Below are 15,696 nucleotides of genomic sequence, written 5' to 3'. Positions count from 1 at the left end.
TTAATTCTGTCATAATATGTTGGTTTCTGTCGATATGTTGTGAGGGGCTGTCTCCGCGGTTGTCAGTCCGCTGTGACAGGCTAAACCCGTGGCGATGTGGCGGATCGACGAAGCAGACGCGGGTGTGGGGCAATTGAGTTGGCCAGACGCCCCCGACGAATGGTGGGTGCCCTATCAGGCAGCCCAGCAACTCGAGGCTTTCTTGGATGCAGCCTTTGCCGAGGGTTGGCGGCGGATCGAGACTGAGGCGCGCAGCGATAAACCCATGTTGCGCCGCACCCTGTATCGCGCCGGCCTGCGCCCCGAAGGCAAAGCGCGAGGTCGGTGGACCGATGCTGAGGGCAACGCCGTCGACGCAATGCGCCTGGCCCGTCTCGCTGATGACCCCGCGCCGAAGACCCGCGAGGGCTTCCTCTCGATGCTTAATGCCACCCTGCCGACCAAGCGGGTGATTGCCCAGGGGCTCATCACGAACGGCCAGGGCAAGTTTTGATGTGCCAACTGACCTATAAGACCGGTTGGGACTTGCCCGGTGGCGTCGTCGACCGACTCGAATCGCCAGCCAGCGCAGTGGTCCGTGAAGTGCGCGAAGAGCTAGCCGTGCAGGTGCGCAACGAGGGCCTGATCACCGTCGACTGGTTGCCGCCGTACCGCCAGTGGGACGACGCGCTGCTGTGCCTGTACTCGCTCGGCCAGCACCCCGACATACTCGAAGAAGCCGTTTTTGAGACGGCGGAGATTGTTGCCGCGCATTGGTGCGATCTAGAGATGGCGCGCGAACACGCAGCCCCCTATGTCGTCCGGTTACTTGAGCAGGCCACGGGCCAAGACCCGATTCCGGACTATCTAGAGGACGGCGTGCCGCCTGATCTGGTTTAGGTGGGTCACACGTCGCGGCGAGCGAAAACGTAGCCCGCGAGGGTGATGGAGCCCATGCCCCAGGCCGCGAGACCAACTGGCCCAGCAACACTTTGGCGATCCCGTCGTCCGGCACCACGGTCAGTGCCACCACCCCTGTCGAGACTGCGGTGACGATGGCTGCCCAAGCCGTGAAAGCCACCGCACGACCGGTGTGCAGTCGCCGGGGGTTCGAGCCATAGCTAGCCACATTGCTAGTTGGCCAGAGGCATCGCGACCAGCGGCAAAGATGATGGCGACCAACGCTGCGAACGCGGTCAGGAAGCCGGCTACCTCTCCAGAGGGCGTGAACAGCGTGTGCTCATTCGTTTGCTCAACGCTATTGAAGAACAGAACGGCACCCGATGCTGCCCAAGGTGCCCAAGGCGACGGCGACCGTGAGGCCGACCGGTACACCGGCTCGTCAACCGAGACAACGTAACTCGGTCACGGCGATCTTGGCAGTGCTTTGTGCGGAGGGTGCGGTGCGCTGTGGGCGCTGCGTTGTTGTCAAGACTGGCTCATTTCTGGTGTGGTGCTGACAAGGTCAAGGTAGGTTTTTCGAGGGGCCGAGAGAGCGTGGACAGATGCGCGATGCCCGCGCCAGACGTGACGCCGATGTGGCCAACATCCTGGGCAGAAGCGCTCTGGACGGCGAGGCCGTCGCCATGCGCGTAGACGGCGAACCCCTTGTCTTCGAGGGCGGTTTGGGCCAACTGAGGGTCAGGTGACTCGAGGTAGATCCGGACACCGTGGTCGGCGGCGATGACTTCACCGACAGTGCCCGGGCGACGATGCATCTGGAATTGATCACGACGACGTAGTCAGCGACCATCGCCAACTCCGCCATGAGGTGGGAGGACAACAGGATTGTTGTCCCGGACGCAGCCGCGGGGTCTGGGCCGTTGGCTGGTTGCCGTGACCGCGCCTCGCGGCTCCGTCACCGACACGTTGTCCACGGCGCCTTTATCGCCGTAAGCCGTGGAAAGACCTTCGATCGCCATCATGGCTAAGCCCCTGTCTTGAATGCGGATGTGTTGTCTTGGGCTTTGTGTCCCAGGGCTTGAGAGCGCATCACAACCAAAGGATGAAAGGGGCTTATTAGCGGATGATTTGCAGGGCTACGATCAGCGCTAGGCCCAATGCTCGCCAGATGAGGACGATCCCGTGAACAGCACGTCGACACCGCAGGTTGTTGAAACGATCCTTCCCGGGGTCGGGGTGAAGTATGAGTTGAGCACCCGTTCGGGGACGCCGCTGTCGCTGGTGGTGAACCGTGAAGGCGGATCGGTTTGGTGGCCTATGACGCCGAGGATCCTGACCGGGCCTCGCTGACGGTGCCGCTCGATGACGACGAAAGCGAAGCGCTCGCGGGACTGCTCAATGGTGCGTCGATGGTGCACCGGGTCGGTGAAGCATCGGAGTTGCCAGGCATCTCCACCCAGCGACTGCGGATTGATCCGCATGCACCCTTCGATGGGCTGACTCTGGCGGACACCCGGGCACGCACAGAGACTGGCGCCTCGATCGTGGCTATCGTCCGTGGCGTTGAGGTCATCACCTCGCCGGAGCCCAGCCAAGGCATCCGCGGCGGTGACGTGCTGGTCGTCGTCGGGACCGAGCGCGGCATCGACAAACTGCGCGAAATTCTCTGGCACGGCCCCAAGCGGGCAAACCCAGCGGCTGACTAGGCTGAGGTATGGACCATCTGGCCATCCTCTTTTTGGAGCTAGGTGCCCTGTTTGCCGGGCTTGCCTTCCTCGGAGTGCTGGCCAAACAATGGGGGCTCTCAGCTATCCCGTTTTATCTGCTCGCTGGTCTCGCCTTTGGCGATGGGGGCCTTTGCCGCTGGCGGCCGCGGAGCCCTTCGTGGACGTGGCCGCTGAGATCGGCGTCATCCTGTTGTTGTTGACGCTGGGCCTGGAGTTCACCGCGTCAGAGTTGATGGCCAGTCTGAACCGACATCGCTATTCAGGGGTGTTCGACTTCGTCCTCAACGCGACTCCCGGCGCTGTGGCGGGCATGCTGCTCGGTTTGCCGATTGGCGGAGTGATGGCGTTGGCTGGGGTCACCTGGATCTCCTCCTCCGGCATTGTCGCCAGGGTGTTGTCAGACCTGGGGCGGCTGGCCAACCGAGAGACGCCGTCTGTGCTCTCGCTGCTCGTCTTGGAAGACGTCGCGATGGCGCTCTATCTGCCGATCCTGGTCGTGGTGCTTTCAGGAGGTGGCCCGTGGCAGGCGCTCGGCGGTGTGGCCCTGGCGCTCGGGGCGGTGCTGTTTATTTTGTTGGTGGCCTATCACGGGGGTGACCGGCTAGAGCGACTGCTCGATCACCCCGACGACGAGCAAGTGTTGCTGCGGATGTTGGGTCTGACTTTGCTGGTCGCCGGAGTCGCTCAAGGGGTTGGTGCCTCGGCCGCAGTTGGCGCCTTTTTGGTCGGGATCGCGGTGCCGCACCAGTTGGCTGAACGGGCCCGAGGTCTGCTCAGCCCGCTGCGAGACCTGTTTGCCTCGGTGTTCTTTGTGGCGTTCGGCTTGGCCACCGTGCCAGCCGACATGATCCCGATGTTGCTGCCCGCGCTGGCGCTCGCGGTGATCGGGATTGGCACCAAGCTGGCGACCGGTTGGTTTGCCGCGGCCAGGGATGGCGTCGGTCGGCCAGGTCGAGTGCGTGCAGGTATGGCGTTGGGCTCGCGCGGCGAATTTTCGATCGTGATCGCCGGGTTGGCGGTCAGCGCCGGGGTGAGCAGCCTCGGGCCGCTCGCCACCGCATACGTGATGATGTTGGCGGTTGCTGGGCCGGTTTTGACCCGGTTTGCCGACCCGATCGCCGCCAAACTCGTGCCTAGTCGTCCACCAGAAGCAGGGACAGGATCGTCGACACGATCGAGATGATCAGCGAGCCGAAGATGCCGGCCCAGAAAATGCCGTCGACGTCGAAGCCGAGGCCTAGTTGACCGGAGACCCACGAGGTCATCACCAGCATGAACGCGTTCAAGATGAAGGTGAAGAGACCGAGGGTCAGGAGCAACAGAGGCAGGGACAAAAGAACAAAATCGGTCGGATCACGGCGTTCAGCACACCGAAAATCGCACCGACGATCAGGATCGTGATGATCTGCGTGGTCGCGCTGTCTGTCTGGGCAAAGCTGATGCCCGGGACGAAGAACGCAGCAACCCAGACGGCAACTGCAGCAATCACGAGGCGGAGAATGAAGTTCATGCCACCAGGTTTACATGAGTGCCTGTGCGCAGACCGTATGACTCGGCGTTAGCCTGCGTGTATGAACGAGGACCCGCAGCAACAGCCAGCCACCGTGCGACTCCGAGGCACTTTGGCCGCGGTCCCTGCTTACAAACCGGGCAAGCCAGCCAGTGGGCCTGCTGGTGGGCCTTCCTACAAGATCAGTTCTAACGAGAATCCCTACCCGCCGCTGCCCTCGGTGCTCGAGGCGATCACCACGGCGGCCCAGCAGGTCAACCGCTACCCGGACATGGCCGTCACGGCACTCACCGAGGCGATCGCGCAACGGTTTAACGTCGCGTCTGAGCGGGTGGCCACCGGCACCGGCAGCGTCGGCGTGCTGGGGCAACTGATGATGATCACCTGCGAGCCAGGCGATGAGGTGGTCTACGCGTGGCGCTCGTTTGAGGCATACCCGATCATTGCGGCGCTGGCCGGCGCGACCAGCGTGGCGGTGCCGCTCACCGACGCGGCTGAGCACGACTTGGAGGCGATGGCGGCCGCGATCAGTGCCCGCACCCGACTGGTGCTGATCTGCACGCCCAACAACCCGACCGGCCCCTCGATCTCCGGCGCTGCGCTGCGCGACCTTAGCTGAGGTGCCCAGCGAGACGCTGGTGGTGATTGATGAGGCCTACCTGGAGTTCAACACCGACCCTGAGGCTCCGGACGCGCTCGCTCTGGCCGCTGACTATCCCAACGTGGCCGTGCTGCGGACCTTCTCCAAGGCTTACGGGCTCGCTGGCCTGCGGATTGGGTATGCGGTGGCGCCGGTGGAAGTTGCCACGGCACTGCGCAAGGCAGCCACCCCGTTCGGGGTTAGCGACCTGGCGCAACAGGCCGCGATCGCCAGCCTGGATGCATTCGACGAATTGCAAGAGCGCGTTGACTCGCTCGTCGTCGAGCGCGACCGGGTGCGAGCGGCGCTGTTGGAGCAGGGCTGGACGATTCCCGCGACCCAAGCCAACTTCGTTTGGTTCCCGCTCGGCGATGCCGCCCTCGACTGCTGCTGCCGCAGCAGAAAAGGGGTTGACCGTTCGACCGTTTGCCGGGGAGGGCGTGCGCGCCACGATTGGCGAGCCGGAGGCCAACGACCTCCTCATCCACGTGGCGTCAGACTTCCGCGATAGCGTGAGCAGGGTTCAACGAGACAAAGGAGTTCAATCGTGAGCGACAACGACGTCGCAGCGCATGAGCCCCCAGTGCGAGATGTCACTGATGGCGGCCCAGACATGGTGCAGTTCCTGGATGCCGAGGGCAACCGGGTTCCGATCACGGACACCAACAAGGTGTACGCGGAGTATGCCGATGCGCTGACTGATGATGAGCTGCGGGGACTGCTGCGAGACCTGATCCTGGTGCGCCGGGTCGACTCCGAAGGCTTTGCTTTGCAACGCCAAGGTGAGTTGGGTTGTGGCCTTCACTGCTGGGCCAAGAGGCAGCCCAAGTCGGTGCCGGTCGGGCGATGCGGACTCAGGACTATGCCTTCCCCGGCTATCGCGAGCACGGCGTGGCCTGGTGCAAGGGCGTTGACCCGATCAACTTGTTGGGCATGTATCGCGGCGTCAACCACGGTGGCTGGGACTCGAACGAGAACAACTTCCACCTCTACACGATCGTCATCGGCAACCAGATGCTGCATGCCACGGGGTATGCAATGGGCATCCAGCGCGACGGCGATGTTGGCACTGGTGACCCGGACCGCGACACGGCCGCGATGGCCTTCACCGGCGACGGCGGCACCGCGCAGGGCGACTACAACGAAGCCCTCGTTTTTGCGGCGGTCACCCAAGCACCTGTCGTTTTCTATGTGCAAAACAACCACTGGGCTATCTCTGAGCCCAATGACCGGCAGTTCACCATCCCGCCCTATCGCAGGGCTGATGGCTTCGGCTTGCCGGGCGTGCGCGTCGATGGCAATGACGTCATCGCATGTCTGGCCGTCAGCAAGGCGGCGCTGGATCGTGCTCGCGGCGGAGATGGACCGACGTTGATTGAGGCCTTCACCTATCGGATGGGGGCCCACACCAGCTCGGATGACCCGACGAAATATCGCATCAACGAAGAAGTCGACCTCTGGCGCGCCAAGGACCCGATCGACCGGATGCGCAAGCACCTGCTTGAGCGCGGGGTGATTGATGATGAGTGGATCGCCGGGATCGACGCGGAAGCATCGGACCTGGCCGCGAAGTTGCGGCGCAGTTGCCAGCAGATGCCCAACCCACCACACGAAGAGATGTTCGCGCACGCCTACGCCGAGCCGCACCCGCTCATTGAGCGCGAAGCAGCCGAGTTCGCGGCCTACCAAGCGGGGTTTGACGATGACTGAACAGAAGATGACGATCGCCAAGGCCCTGACCGCTGGCATGCGCGCAGCCATGGAAGCAGACCCCAAGGTGCTGCTGATGGGCGAAGACGTCGGCAAACTCGGTGGTGTTTTCCGGATCACCGAGGGTCTGCAAAGGACTTCGGTGAGGACCGAGTTGTCGACACGCCGCTGGCTGAAGCGGGCATCCTCGGCACGGCTGTTGGCTTGGCCCTGCGCGGCTATCGGCCGGTTGTCGAGATCCAGTTTGATGGCTTTGTCTATCCAGCGTTTGACCAGATCGTCAGCCAAGTCGCCAAGATGCACAACCGCTCACTCGGCAAGTTGCGAGTGCCGTTGGTTATCCGCATCCCGTATGGCGGCGGCATCGGTGCGGTCGAACACCACAGCGAGTCCAACGAGGCCTACTTTGCGCATACCGCTGGGTTGCGGGTTGTCACCTGCTCAACGCCAGAAGACGCCTACTGGATGATGCAGCAGGCGATTGCCAGTGATGACCCGGTGATCTTTTATGAGCCCAAGCGCCGCTATCACGAGCGCGGATTCATCGAGATGGGCGAAGAAGCGCCCTATGACCTGCATGAAGCTGTGGTTCGGGCGCCCGGCCACGACGTGACCGTGCTGACCTATGGGCCGATGACCAAGGTGGCGCTCGCGGCCGCTCAGGCCAGCGCTCAGGACGGCGGGCCGTCGATGGAGGTCGTTGATCTGCGGTCCTTGTCGCCGCTGGATGTGGACACCATCGTGGCCTCGGTGAACAAGACCGGTCGCTGCATGGTGGCCAATGAGGCACAGACGTTTGTCGGGATGAGCGCCGAGTTGGCGGCCCTCGTGCAGCAGGAGTGCTTTACAACCTAGAAGCCCCGGTGCTGCGCGTCGGCGGATACAACATCCCTACCCGCCCAGCCGTCACGAAGAGCAATTCTTGCCCGACCTTGACCGTATTTTGCACGGGGTCGACACCCTGATGGCCCACTGAGACTGGAGTTATCGTGCCGCAATTTAAACTCCCCGACCCCGGCGAAGGCCTGGTCGAAGCAGAGATCGTCACCTGGAAGGTCAAAGAAGGCGACCAGGTCACCACCAACGACATCGTGGTTGAAGTAGAGACCGCCAAGTCGCTGGTTGAACTGCCGATCCCGTATGACGGGACGGTGCGGGCGCTGCTCGTCGCTGAGGGCGACACCATTGAAGTTGGCACCCCCATCATCGACATTGACGATGGGTCTGATGGGCCCAGTGCGCCGGACGAGCCGGTTGCCAAGGGCGAAGCCCCCAAGCGTGAGGCCATCCTGGTCGGCTATGGCGCGTCGGAGGGCTCCACGGCTCGCCGTCGTCGCAAGAGCACGGCACTGCCAGCCGAAGCCGAGCCTGAGCCAGAGCCCGTCGTGGTGAAGTCGAAGGCCAAGCCGCCGGTGCGCAAGTATGCCAAGCAGCAGGGCGTCGACATCAACGAGGTCACTGCGACCCGCGAAGATGGCGTCATCATGCGCAGCGATGTTGATGCGTTCTTGGCTGGCGGCGCAAAGGCTGGAGCAGACGAGGTTCAGGCGAACGAGGCTCAGGCGAACGAGGCCCCGTCTCGTCCCTCGGCACCAGCCATCGCGCGCTCGGACGGTCAGCGCGAGACGCGTACCCCGGTTAAGGGCGTGCGCAAGATGACGGCCAACGCGATGGTGGCTTCGGCCTTCACCGCGCCGCACGTCACCGAATTCATCACCATTGATGCCACCGCCACGATGGAATTGGTGGAGCGGCTAAAGGGTGATCGCGAGTTCCGCGACATCAAGGTCAGCCCATTGCTGGTGCTGGCCAAGGCGATGACGGTGGCGTTGAAGCGAAACCCGGGCGTCAATGCTGTCTGGGATGAGCAGGCGCAAGAGATCGTGCAGCGCCACTACGTGAACCTTGGGATCGCTGCGGCTACCCTCGTGGTCTGATCGTGCCCAACATCAAGGACGCAGACCAGATGAACCTGCGCGAGATGGCGGATGCGCTGGGTGAACTGATCTCGACGGCGAAGTCAGGGCGCACCCAGCCCGCCGACATGTCTGGCGGCACCATCACGATCACCAACGTTGGTGTCTTTGGCATCGACACGGGCACGCCGATCATCAACCCCGGTGAGTCGGCCATCGTCTGCTTTGGCGCGATTCGCAAGCAACCGTGGGTGGTCACTAACGCTGCTGGCGAGGACGAGATTGTGCCGCGCTGGATCACTCAGTTGTCGATGTCGTTTGACCACCGACTGATTGATGGTGAGTTGGGATCGAAGTTCTTGGCTGACCTGGCTGCCCTGATGTCAGACCCGAGCCGTGCGTTGGTGTGGGGCTGAGCGATGGCTGACAATACTCCGGCCCAGCCCAAGGCCGCGGCGAAGCCCAGCCGCGCCGCAAGATGCCACTGAAGCACCGCATCTTTATCGCGCTCTGCTTCGCGGCCGCCGTCGTGGTGCTGGTGTTTGGGCTATCCCGGGCAACCCCAAGGAGCCTTGATTAGCGCTGGGGTGCTGATTGGGTATGCGCTGCTGCAGGACGTCTCGATGCGTCTGACGCCGACGGCTCGCTTGGTGTCTGGCCAAGAGGCCGACGGCGCCGAGCGGATGGTGCACTACACCGCAACCAAGCAGGCTGGACAGGCGGCGATGGTTGTCGCTGGTGTTGGTGCGGTTGGCCTGTTGGTGCTGGATTGGGCGCCGGGCTTGTGGCTGGTGGTTGCTTCGGGAGCCATCGTGCTGACCTTCGTTGTTTCTCTGCTGATTCACGACAGAGCGCGGTAAAGGCAAAGATCGGATTACAGCAAAGAGCGCGGTCGGGCCAACTTGGCCCGACCGCGCTCGCTGTTTGCAGTGTTCGCGACTGCGGGTGGACTACTTGTTGAGGAGCAACCGCTCCATCATGTGACCAGCCAAGGGGCGGTCGGTTTCGAGGACCACCCGGGTGCGAGCGCCGTCCTGGTCCACCGGGCCAAGACGCTGGCCACGCAGGTCACAAATGGTCTGTCCGCGGCCTGGGCCGTGGGTGGCATCAACGACGGTGTGCACGGCCGGAGCCAACGTGGCCTTGATCGTGCCCAAAGCCAGCGCCACGGCCAGCGGGTCGTGCAAGGCGCTGCTGGGACGGCCATACTCAGCGACATAGAAGCTGTAGTAGTGCTCCATGATCTTGCCCAGCGCCTGGTTGAGCTCCGAGGGCGACTGCAGCAACGCGATGCGGTCGGACTCCTCGACGACGTGCTCAAGAGTGATGTCGAGCGGGACCAAAACAACGTCCCAGTCAGCGTCCACGACGGCCGCTGCGGCCTCGGGGTCGTTGTAAATGTTGGCTTCGCCGACAGGGGAAAGGTTGCCGGGGACCTTGGCTGCGCCGCCCATCACGACAACTTCCTTGACCCGGCTGGGCAGCGTGGGGTCTTGCTCCAGCGCGACGCCAAGGTTGGTCAGCGGGCCGACTGCGATGATGACCAATTCGCCGGAACGCTCGTGTGAGAGGCGGATCATCATCTCGGCGGCGGTTTCTTCCACCGCGGACAAACCTGCATCCGGGATCTCGATGTCGCCGATCCCGTTGTTGCCGTGCACGTGTGGTGCGCCGCCGTTGTAGGACCCAGCAATCGGATCGTGAGCGCCAATCGCCACCGGAATCTCTGTGCGGCTAGCCAAACCCAGCAAGTTCATGGTGTTGACGGCTGCCTGCTCAGCGTCGATGTTGCCGCTGACCGTGCCGATGCCCAGAATGTCGGCTTCGGGGAGGCCAGCAGATAAGCCAGGGCAAGGGCGTCGTCAACACCGGTGTCGATGTCGAAGTAGACGGGAAGGCGATCGGGGAAGTCATCGTTGAGTCTCCGTTGATAAAGGGCATGTTCTCACCCAGCAGGCTAGCGCTAGGCTGGGCCACTAATCGACACCCCCAACGAAGTGGAGAGCAACGCCGATGAGCCAGCCCCAGACCCGGTTGACCGTTGTTGGCAGCATCAACGCCGACATCACTGCCGTGACCGAGCGATTGCCTGGACCCGGCGAGACGATTGGCGGCGGCACGTTGCGTCGTGAGCCTGGCGGCAAGGGGGCCAACCAGGCTGCTGCGGCGGCTCGCCTTGGCGGTCAGGTCCGGATGATTGGCGCGGTTGGCGACGATGACACGGGCACCTGGATGAAGGAAGCGCTCAGCGAGGCTGGGGTCGATATTTCTGGGATCACGACGAGCTCAGAGGCCACCGGCACCGCCTTGATCGTGGTGGACGCCGAGAGCGAAAACCAGATCGCAGTCTGCCCGGGGGCCAACGCGGACGCAACGCTCGAAGGGATCGAGTTTGCTGAGGACGAGGCCGTGCTCACCCAACTCGAGACCTCGATGGAGTTGGCCGTTGAGTTGGCAGCTAAGGCCAAGGGGTTCTATGCCATCAACGCCGCCCCTGCGGTCGAGTTGGCTCAGGAGGTGTTTGACCGCGCAGACTTGGTGATTGTCAACGAGACCGAATATGAGTTGATCCCGGCGCTGAAGGACCACCCGTTGGTCTGTGTCACCTATGGCTCCAAGGGGCAACCATGGTCGTCAACGGCGAAGTCACCGCTGAGGTGCCTGCCGTTAAGGCCAAGGCCGTCAACTCTGTTGGTGCTGGCGACTCGTTCTGCGCGGCGCTAACGCTGGCGCTGCTGCAGGGACAGTCACACGAAGACGCGCTCAAGGTGGCCGCTTCGGTTGGTGCTGCAGCCGTGGCCGACGAAGCCTCTCAACCCAAGTTCGAAAGCCTGGCCAGCTACAGCTGAGGCCGGCAGGGTGGCTGGGCGCTCAGCGAATGATCGTCAGAGCGCTCAGCACCCGCTCAGCGATGTCCTCATCGCCCACGACTCGGTAGGCAGTGTCTGCTGTGGAACGGCGGCCCGCAGCGCGTCGGGTGAGGGCATCTGTCGACATACTGATCGTGACGGTGCGGACTTCCTGGTCAGGGTGGGTGCCCTGGTCAGCCAAGTCAGTCGCAGCTGTCACGCCATCGCCGGTAAAGAGCGGGTGGGCCACGACATTTTCGTCCTCGTCGTGGGCCATCCGCACACCGACCCGACCAGTCACCGGGCCGGTGCTCTCGACAATGACAGAGACGCCGGCGGGCAGGTCGAGCCGCTTGGGCACAACGATGGGGAACGCATCGACGATGCGGTGCATGAAATGAGCGGCAGCGGGGCTGTCGAGGTTGCCGATGCGGCCGATCGCTTCCCGGATGTCTTGCTCATGGACAAACAGGTCAACGAGGCGGCGGCCCAGCAGGTCACCCAGGGTGATCTCCCGGCCGCCCGGGCCGCGGACCATCGATTCCAGCGTGAGGTCCGGGTTAGTCAGCGTGGATATCCGGTTGTGAAGGAGCGTTTCTAACTCCGCCAGCACCTCGCTGGTGGGGGTAGCGCGCCGGGCCTGCACGCCATACTCGACGAAGCGGGCGAAGTCTGAGTTCACGTGCTCTGTATTCGGCAACTCGACCTCGGGGTATTCACCGCCGTCAAAGTAGTCCTCCAACGAGGCGATGTGCGAGATCTGATCGTGCACGGTCCACCCAGGGCAGCAGGTTTGCTCAAGATAGCCGTCAGCAGACACCCCATGCCCCACATCGAGAAATGAGCGCAACGCCAGCCGGTAGGCCTCGACGAGATCAACAAGCTCGGTGGGTGGGGACGGGTTAATCGTCATGATGGGCAGCCTATCCAGGTGTGGCAGTTATGGGCGTATTTTGAGTGGGTTGTGTCAATTGGTGCCCTGGACGCAGTGATAACTGATTCAGATTCGGTCTCTACGATGAAGGTGTGGCCACACTGACTCAACAGCCGAACTCGGCTGAGACCTCCAACCCGCCAGGTATGCGGTGGTTGCCGGTCGCAGTCCTCGTCGCGTCTGCACTGACGTTAGCCCTGCCGCTCGCCGCGTGGAGTGGTGCGACCGCTGAGTTGCTGCTCGGCGATGTTGGCCCCTTGGTCCGCTGGGGGATGATTGTGGTTGGAGTGTTGCACGATGCTGCGGCAGCCGTCACGGTTGGCTTGCTGGTTGTTGGTGGCTTCCTGGTGCCAGAGGGTCGGCACTCACATCGCCGCGAGTCAGCGGCCCGTGCAGCAGCTTTGACCGCCATTGTTTGGGCGCTCGCCGCCGCCGTGAAGTTGGTCTTCTCGTTCGCTGAAGGCTCTGGCCAGGCGCTGAGCACGCCAGGTTTCATCGACAACTTCTTTGTCAACGTGCTGGCAATCGACCTCTTTCGCTACCAGTTGATTGAGGTCATCCTGGTCATCGGCGTGGTGCTGATGGCCGGCAGCGTTCGCACTCGCAACGGACTGGCCTGGGCGGGCGCTTTGGCCGTCGGAGCGTTGATGCCGGTCGCCTACACCGGTCACTCTGGCGATGCCGAGGGCCACGAAACGGCAGTCACTGCCCTTGGCTTGCACCTGCTGGGCGTGACCCTGTGGGCCGGTGGCCTGATCGCCCTGCTGATGCTGCGCCCCCAACTGGGCAAGGCGCTCAAGGTCACGGTGGAGCGCTATTCAACGATGGCGCTGTGGTGCTTCATCGCCGTGGGCTTCTCTGGTGTGCTGTTTGCCCTGCAGTCTGCGGACGATTGGTCCGACCTCGGCAGCTCCTATTGGTTGCTGATCTTTGCCAAGACAGCGCTGATGGCCGTCCTGGGCTGGTTTGGCTGGACCCAGCGTCGCCGCATCATTGATCGCGGCGTCGACAAGCCGGGCGCGTTTGCCCGTCTGGCCACCTCAGAGATTGTGGTGATGGGTGCCGCGATTGGTGTGGCCGTCACGCTGAGCCGCACGCCTCCACCACTGCTCGATGAGTCTGGGCTCAGCGATCCGGCCTTTGCGCTGACTGGCTTCCGATCACCCCCACCACTTGAGGCTTCGTCGTGGCTGACCGTGTGGGAGTTGAACTGGCTCTTCTTGCTGACCGCGCTTTTGCCATGGGCCTCTATCTGGCTGGCGTCATCAAGATGCGCCGCCGCGGGGATCGTTGGTCCATGAGCGCGACCATCCTGTGGATGATCGGCTGGCTGATCTTCATCTACATCACCAACGGCGCTCCTGGGGTCTATGGCCGAGTGCTGTTTTCGATGCACATGGTGATGCACATGGCGTTGATGATGGCCGTGCCCATTTTCCTGGTCCTTGGCACCCCCATCACCTTGGCGCTGCGCACGCTGCCCAAGCGCAAAGACAGAACACTGGGCGCCCGCGAAGTGTTGCTGGCGGTCGTGCACTCCCGCTATGCAGCCTTCATCGCCAACCCAGTGGTCGCTGGTGTGCTGTTCTTTGGCAGCCTCGTCGGCTTCTATTGAGCGGCGCGCTGGAGTTGGCGCTGCGCACGCATACCGGCCACATTCTGATGACCTTCCACTTCTTGCTAGTGGGCTACACCTTTGTCTGGTCGCTGATCGGCACCGATCCCGGCCCCGCCAAATGGCCCGCGCCGCTGCGCCTCATCGTCTTGCTGGCCACGCTGGCCGCCCACGCCTTCTTTGGCTTGGCGCTGATGCAGGGCACCTGGCTGCTAGCCCCAGAGTTCTTCAAAACCATCGACATTGCCTGGGTTGATGACTTGCTCGTCGACCAGCAACTGGGCGGCACTATCGCCTGGGGCATCGGCGAGTTGCCCACCATGGTGCTTGCGCTCTTGGTGACCAAAGACTGGCTCGCCTCCGACGAGCGCGAAGCCAAGCGGACCGACCGTCAGGCTGATCGCGACGACGATGCCGAGTTGGCCGCATACAACGAACAACTGAAGAGGATGTCGCCATGAGAATCTGCGTGATCCAACTGGGGTATGGCGATGACGAGTCGGTCGCTCAGCGCACCGAGCGGGTGGCTGGGTTGGTGCGAGCGAACGCCGATCACGACCTTGTTGTCCTGCCAGAGCTATGGAGTGCCGGCGGCTTCGACTACCGATCGTGGGGTGAGCGCGAGCAGCAGGTCGATGGCGAAGTCACCCAAGCGCTAGCCGAGGTGGCCCGCGACACCGGCGTCGTCCTGCATACCGGATCGGTGGTGGAACATCACCCCACTGAGACTGGCGTTGAAGGTCGAGGCATCTGGAACACCAGCGTCGTGCTGGGACCAGACGGGGAGATCGAAGCGACATACCGCAAGATCCACCGTTTTGGTTTTGGCGAGGGTGAACCGGCACTGATGGAGGCTGGTGCGGACGTCGTCGTCACCGACTTGCCTGCGCCAATGGACGAACTGACCGTCGGTTTGTCGACCTGCTATGACCTGCGTTTCCCCGAGTTATACCGGGTGCAGGTCGACCTCGGAGCCCAGATGTTTGTCATCCCGGCAGCCTGGCCGCTCGCTCGCGTCGAAGCCTGGCGCACGCTGCTACGAGCCCGCGCCATCGAGAATCAAGCGTTTGTGGTGGCGTGTAACACCGCTGGCACTCATGCTGGAACAACAATGGGCGGACACAGCGCGATCATTGATCCTCAGGGCGAGGTCTTGGCCGAAGCTGGCACCGACGAAGAAGTGCTGTCGGTGCAGATCGACCCAGATGATGTTGATGCATGGCGCGAGCGATTCCCTGTCTTAACCGACAGACAACTCTGAAAGGACACGAAATGGGTATCGGATTCGGCATCTTTTTGTTCGTAGTGGGCGCTATCTTGGGCCTGGCTCTGGAGGTCAACGTCGCTTGGATTGATTTGACCGTCGTTGGCAATATCTTGATGATCGCGGGCGCCATGTATCTGGTGGCCTCGTTGATCATGAACGCCCAAAACCGCAAAACCACGGTTCGTCAGGTGTATGACGACGGGCAGCCGAAGTATGACCCGAGGTATGACGAAATGCCTCGCAATCCCCGTATTTAACAGGCGTAGGCTGGCCTGACTACATTCCACGGAAGGATTTCCATGGGAATCGGAATCGGTATTTTCATGTTCGTGGCTGGCGCCATTTTGCGTTTCGCCTTGAACGTGGACGTTCCTGGATCAACTTGTACGTCGTCGGCAACATTCTGATGGTCGCCGGTGTTTTGGCGATGATTGGCTCGTTGATCATGAATGGCCAGAGCCGCAAGACGACGGTGCGGCAGGTCTATGACAACCGCGCGCAGCCACAATATGACCCTCGCTATGACCAGCAGGGTGGCCAGGCGCCGACCAACTATGGCGGTTATGACCAGTCCCAAGGCGGCTATCAGCAGCCCCGGCCGGGCAACGATCAGACTCGCTACGACGACCAGGGCTACTGAGCTAGC

16 protein-coding genes and 6 pseudogenes are annotated in these 15,696 nt (G+C 62.7%); 17 read left to right on the top strand and 5 right to left on the bottom strand.

The window, feature by feature from the left end; genetic code table 11:
* The first annotated feature begins 88 nt into the window (after positions 1-88).
* Together L0A91_RS11085 and L0A91_RS11080 are read left to right on the top strand one after the other, a co-directional pair.
* Positions 89-493 carry a hypothetical protein gene (locus L0A91_RS11085; RefSeq protein ID WP_235244493.1) on the top strand — a complete coding sequence of 135 codons (405 nt, stop codon included), beginning with the start codon at positions 89-91 and terminating at the stop codon, positions 491-493.
* Complete coding sequence (locus L0A91_RS11080; RefSeq protein WP_235244492.1) at positions 493-879, top strand: NUDIX domain-containing protein; 387 nt, start codon at positions 493-495, stop codon at positions 877-879. Before L0A91_RS11085 ends, L0A91_RS11080 begins: the two co-directional genes overlap by 1 nt.
* 120 nt (positions 880-999) lie before the next feature.
* Here L0A91_RS11080 and L0A91_RS11075 read toward each other — a convergent pair whose 3' ends face one another.
* Together L0A91_RS11075 and L0A91_RS11070 are read right to left on the bottom strand one after the other, a co-directional pair.
* A complete protein-coding gene (locus tag L0A91_RS11075; RefSeq protein WP_235244491.1) occupies positions 1,000-1,314 on the bottom strand; it encodes a hypothetical protein in 315 nt (104 codons plus the stop codon).
* Between the two features lie 104 nt (positions 1,315-1,418).
* Positions 1,419-1,697, bottom strand: coding sequence for a hypothetical protein (locus tag L0A91_RS11070; RefSeq protein ID WP_235244490.1), 279 nt, complete (start codon positions 1,695-1,697; stop codon positions 1,419-1,421).
* Positions 1,698-2,064: 367 nt separating this feature from the next.
* Between L0A91_RS11070 and L0A91_RS11065 the strand changes: the two genes are divergently transcribed.
* The 3 genes from L0A91_RS11065 to L0A91_RS11055 all read left to right on the top strand — a co-directional run bounded on the left by L0A91_RS11065 (position 2,065) and on the right by L0A91_RS11055 (position 3,792).
* Positions 2,065-2,232 carry a hypothetical protein gene (locus L0A91_RS11065; RefSeq protein WP_235244489.1) on the top strand — a complete coding sequence of 56 codons (168 nt, stop codon included), beginning with the start codon at positions 2,065-2,067 and terminating at the stop codon, positions 2,230-2,232.
* On the top strand, positions 2,193-2,588 hold the full coding sequence (locus L0A91_RS11060) for a cation:proton antiporter regulatory subunit (protein WP_235244487.1): 396 nt from the start codon (positions 2,193-2,195) through the stop codon (positions 2,586-2,588). The genes L0A91_RS11065 and L0A91_RS11060 overlap by 40 nt, the downstream gene beginning before the upstream one ends.
* Before the next feature lie 88 nt (positions 2,589-2,676).
* Positions 2,677-3,792, top strand: a complete 1,116-nt coding sequence (locus tag L0A91_RS11055) for a cation:proton antiporter (protein ID WP_311197789.1) — start codon at positions 2,677-2,679, stop codon at positions 3,790-3,792.
* Here the strand turns inward: L0A91_RS11055 and L0A91_RS11050 are convergent.
* Positions 3,743-4,119, bottom strand: a pseudogene (locus tag L0A91_RS11050) (phage holin family protein). The gene L0A91_RS11055 and the pseudogene L0A91_RS11050 overlap by 50 nt on opposite strands.
* A gap of 61 nt (positions 4,120-4,180) precedes the next feature.
* Between L0A91_RS11050 and hisC the strand changes: the two are divergent.
* The 5 genes and pseudogenes from hisC (at position 4,181) to L0A91_RS11025 (ending at position 9,245) form a co-directional block, all read left to right on the top strand.
* A pseudogene (gene hisC / locus L0A91_RS11045) lies at positions 4,181-5,310 on the top strand (histidinol-phosphate transaminase).
* Positions 5,307-6,469, top strand: a pseudogene (locus L0A91_RS11040) (thiamine pyrophosphate-dependent dehydrogenase E1 component subunit alpha). Before hisC ends, L0A91_RS11040 begins: the two co-directional pseudogenes overlap by 4 nt.
* Positions 6,462-7,445 (top strand): annotated as a pseudogene (locus L0A91_RS11035) (alpha-ketoacid dehydrogenase subunit beta). Before L0A91_RS11040 ends, L0A91_RS11035 begins: the two co-directional pseudogenes overlap by 8 nt.
* A gap of 13 nt (positions 7,446-7,458) precedes the next feature.
* A pseudogene (locus L0A91_RS11030) lies at positions 7,459-8,801 on the top strand (dihydrolipoamide acetyltransferase family protein).
* Between the two features lie 156 nt (positions 8,802-8,957).
* A complete protein-coding gene (locus L0A91_RS11025; RefSeq protein ID WP_235244486.1) occupies positions 8,958-9,245 on the top strand; it encodes a hypothetical protein in 288 nt (95 codons plus the stop codon).
* 90 nt (positions 9,246-9,335) lie between these two features.
* On the opposite strand, the gene L0A91_RS11020 is transcribed toward L0A91_RS11025, so the two are convergent.
* Positions 9,336-10,172, bottom strand: coding sequence for a nucleoside hydrolase (locus L0A91_RS11020; RefSeq protein ID WP_235246605.1), 837 nt, complete (start codon positions 10,170-10,172; stop codon positions 9,336-9,338).
* Between the two features lie 226 nt (positions 10,173-10,398).
* On the opposite strand from L0A91_RS11020, the gene L0A91_RS11015 reads away from it, so the two are divergent.
* Together L0A91_RS11015 and L0A91_RS17560 are read left to right on the top strand one after the other, a co-directional pair.
* The gene (locus tag L0A91_RS11015; protein WP_260115198.1) at positions 10,399-11,109 is read left to right on the top strand and encodes a PfkB family carbohydrate kinase; all 711 of its coding nucleotides are present in this window, start codon (positions 10,399-10,401) and stop codon (positions 11,107-11,109) included.
* Positions 11,013-11,234: a PfkB family carbohydrate kinase gene (locus L0A91_RS17560; RefSeq protein ID WP_260115197.1), complete on the top strand. Its 222-nt coding sequence runs from the start codon at positions 11,013-11,015 to the stop codon at positions 11,232-11,234. Before L0A91_RS11015 ends, L0A91_RS17560 begins: the two co-directional genes overlap by 97 nt.
* A gap of 22 nt (positions 11,235-11,256) precedes the next feature.
* Here L0A91_RS17560 and L0A91_RS11010 read toward each other — a convergent pair whose 3' ends face one another.
* Positions 11,257-12,147 carry a maleylpyruvate isomerase family mycothiol-dependent enzyme gene (locus L0A91_RS11010; RefSeq protein WP_235244485.1) on the bottom strand — a complete coding sequence of 297 codons (891 nt, stop codon included), beginning with the start codon at positions 12,145-12,147 and terminating at the stop codon, positions 11,257-11,259.
* A gap of 113 nt (positions 12,148-12,260) precedes the next feature.
* Here L0A91_RS11010 and L0A91_RS11005 point away from each other — a divergent pair, with 113 nt between their 5' ends.
* From L0A91_RS11005 to L0A91_RS10980, 5 genes and pseudogenes are all read left to right on the top strand, one after another.
* Positions 12,261-13,469: a copper resistance D family protein gene (locus L0A91_RS11005; protein ID WP_235244484.1), complete on the top strand. Its 1,209-nt coding sequence runs from the start codon at positions 12,261-12,263 to the stop codon at positions 13,467-13,469.
* Positions 13,409-14,244 (top strand): annotated as a pseudogene (locus L0A91_RS19930) (cytochrome c oxidase assembly protein). The gene L0A91_RS11005 and the pseudogene L0A91_RS19930 overlap by 61 nt, the downstream one beginning before the upstream one ends.
* Positions 14,241-15,044: a carbon-nitrogen family hydrolase gene (locus tag L0A91_RS10990; protein ID WP_235244481.1), complete on the top strand. Its 804-nt coding sequence runs from the start codon at positions 14,241-14,243 to the stop codon at positions 15,042-15,044. The pseudogene L0A91_RS19930 and the gene L0A91_RS10990 overlap by 4 nt, the downstream one beginning before the upstream one ends.
* An 11-nt stretch (positions 15,045-15,055) precedes the next feature.
* The gene (locus L0A91_RS10985; protein WP_235244479.1) at positions 15,056-15,307 is read left to right on the top strand and encodes a DUF6458 family protein; all 252 of its coding nucleotides are present in this window, start codon (positions 15,056-15,058) and stop codon (positions 15,305-15,307) included.
* A 125-nt stretch (positions 15,308-15,432) separates the two neighbouring features.
* Positions 15,433-15,690 carry a hypothetical protein gene (locus L0A91_RS10980; protein WP_235244478.1) on the top strand — a complete coding sequence of 86 codons (258 nt, stop codon included), beginning with the start codon at positions 15,433-15,435 and terminating at the stop codon, positions 15,688-15,690.
* Positions 15,691-15,696: the final 6 nt, after the last annotated feature.

It is taken from the genome of Ornithinimicrobium sp. INDO-MA30-4, assembly GCF_021535045.1.
GTDB lineage: Bacteria > Actinomycetota > Actinomycetes > Actinomycetales > Dermatophilaceae > Ornithinicoccus.
Note: the sequence above shows the minus strand (reverse complement) of the source record. Positions and strands in the feature narration are given on the sequence as shown.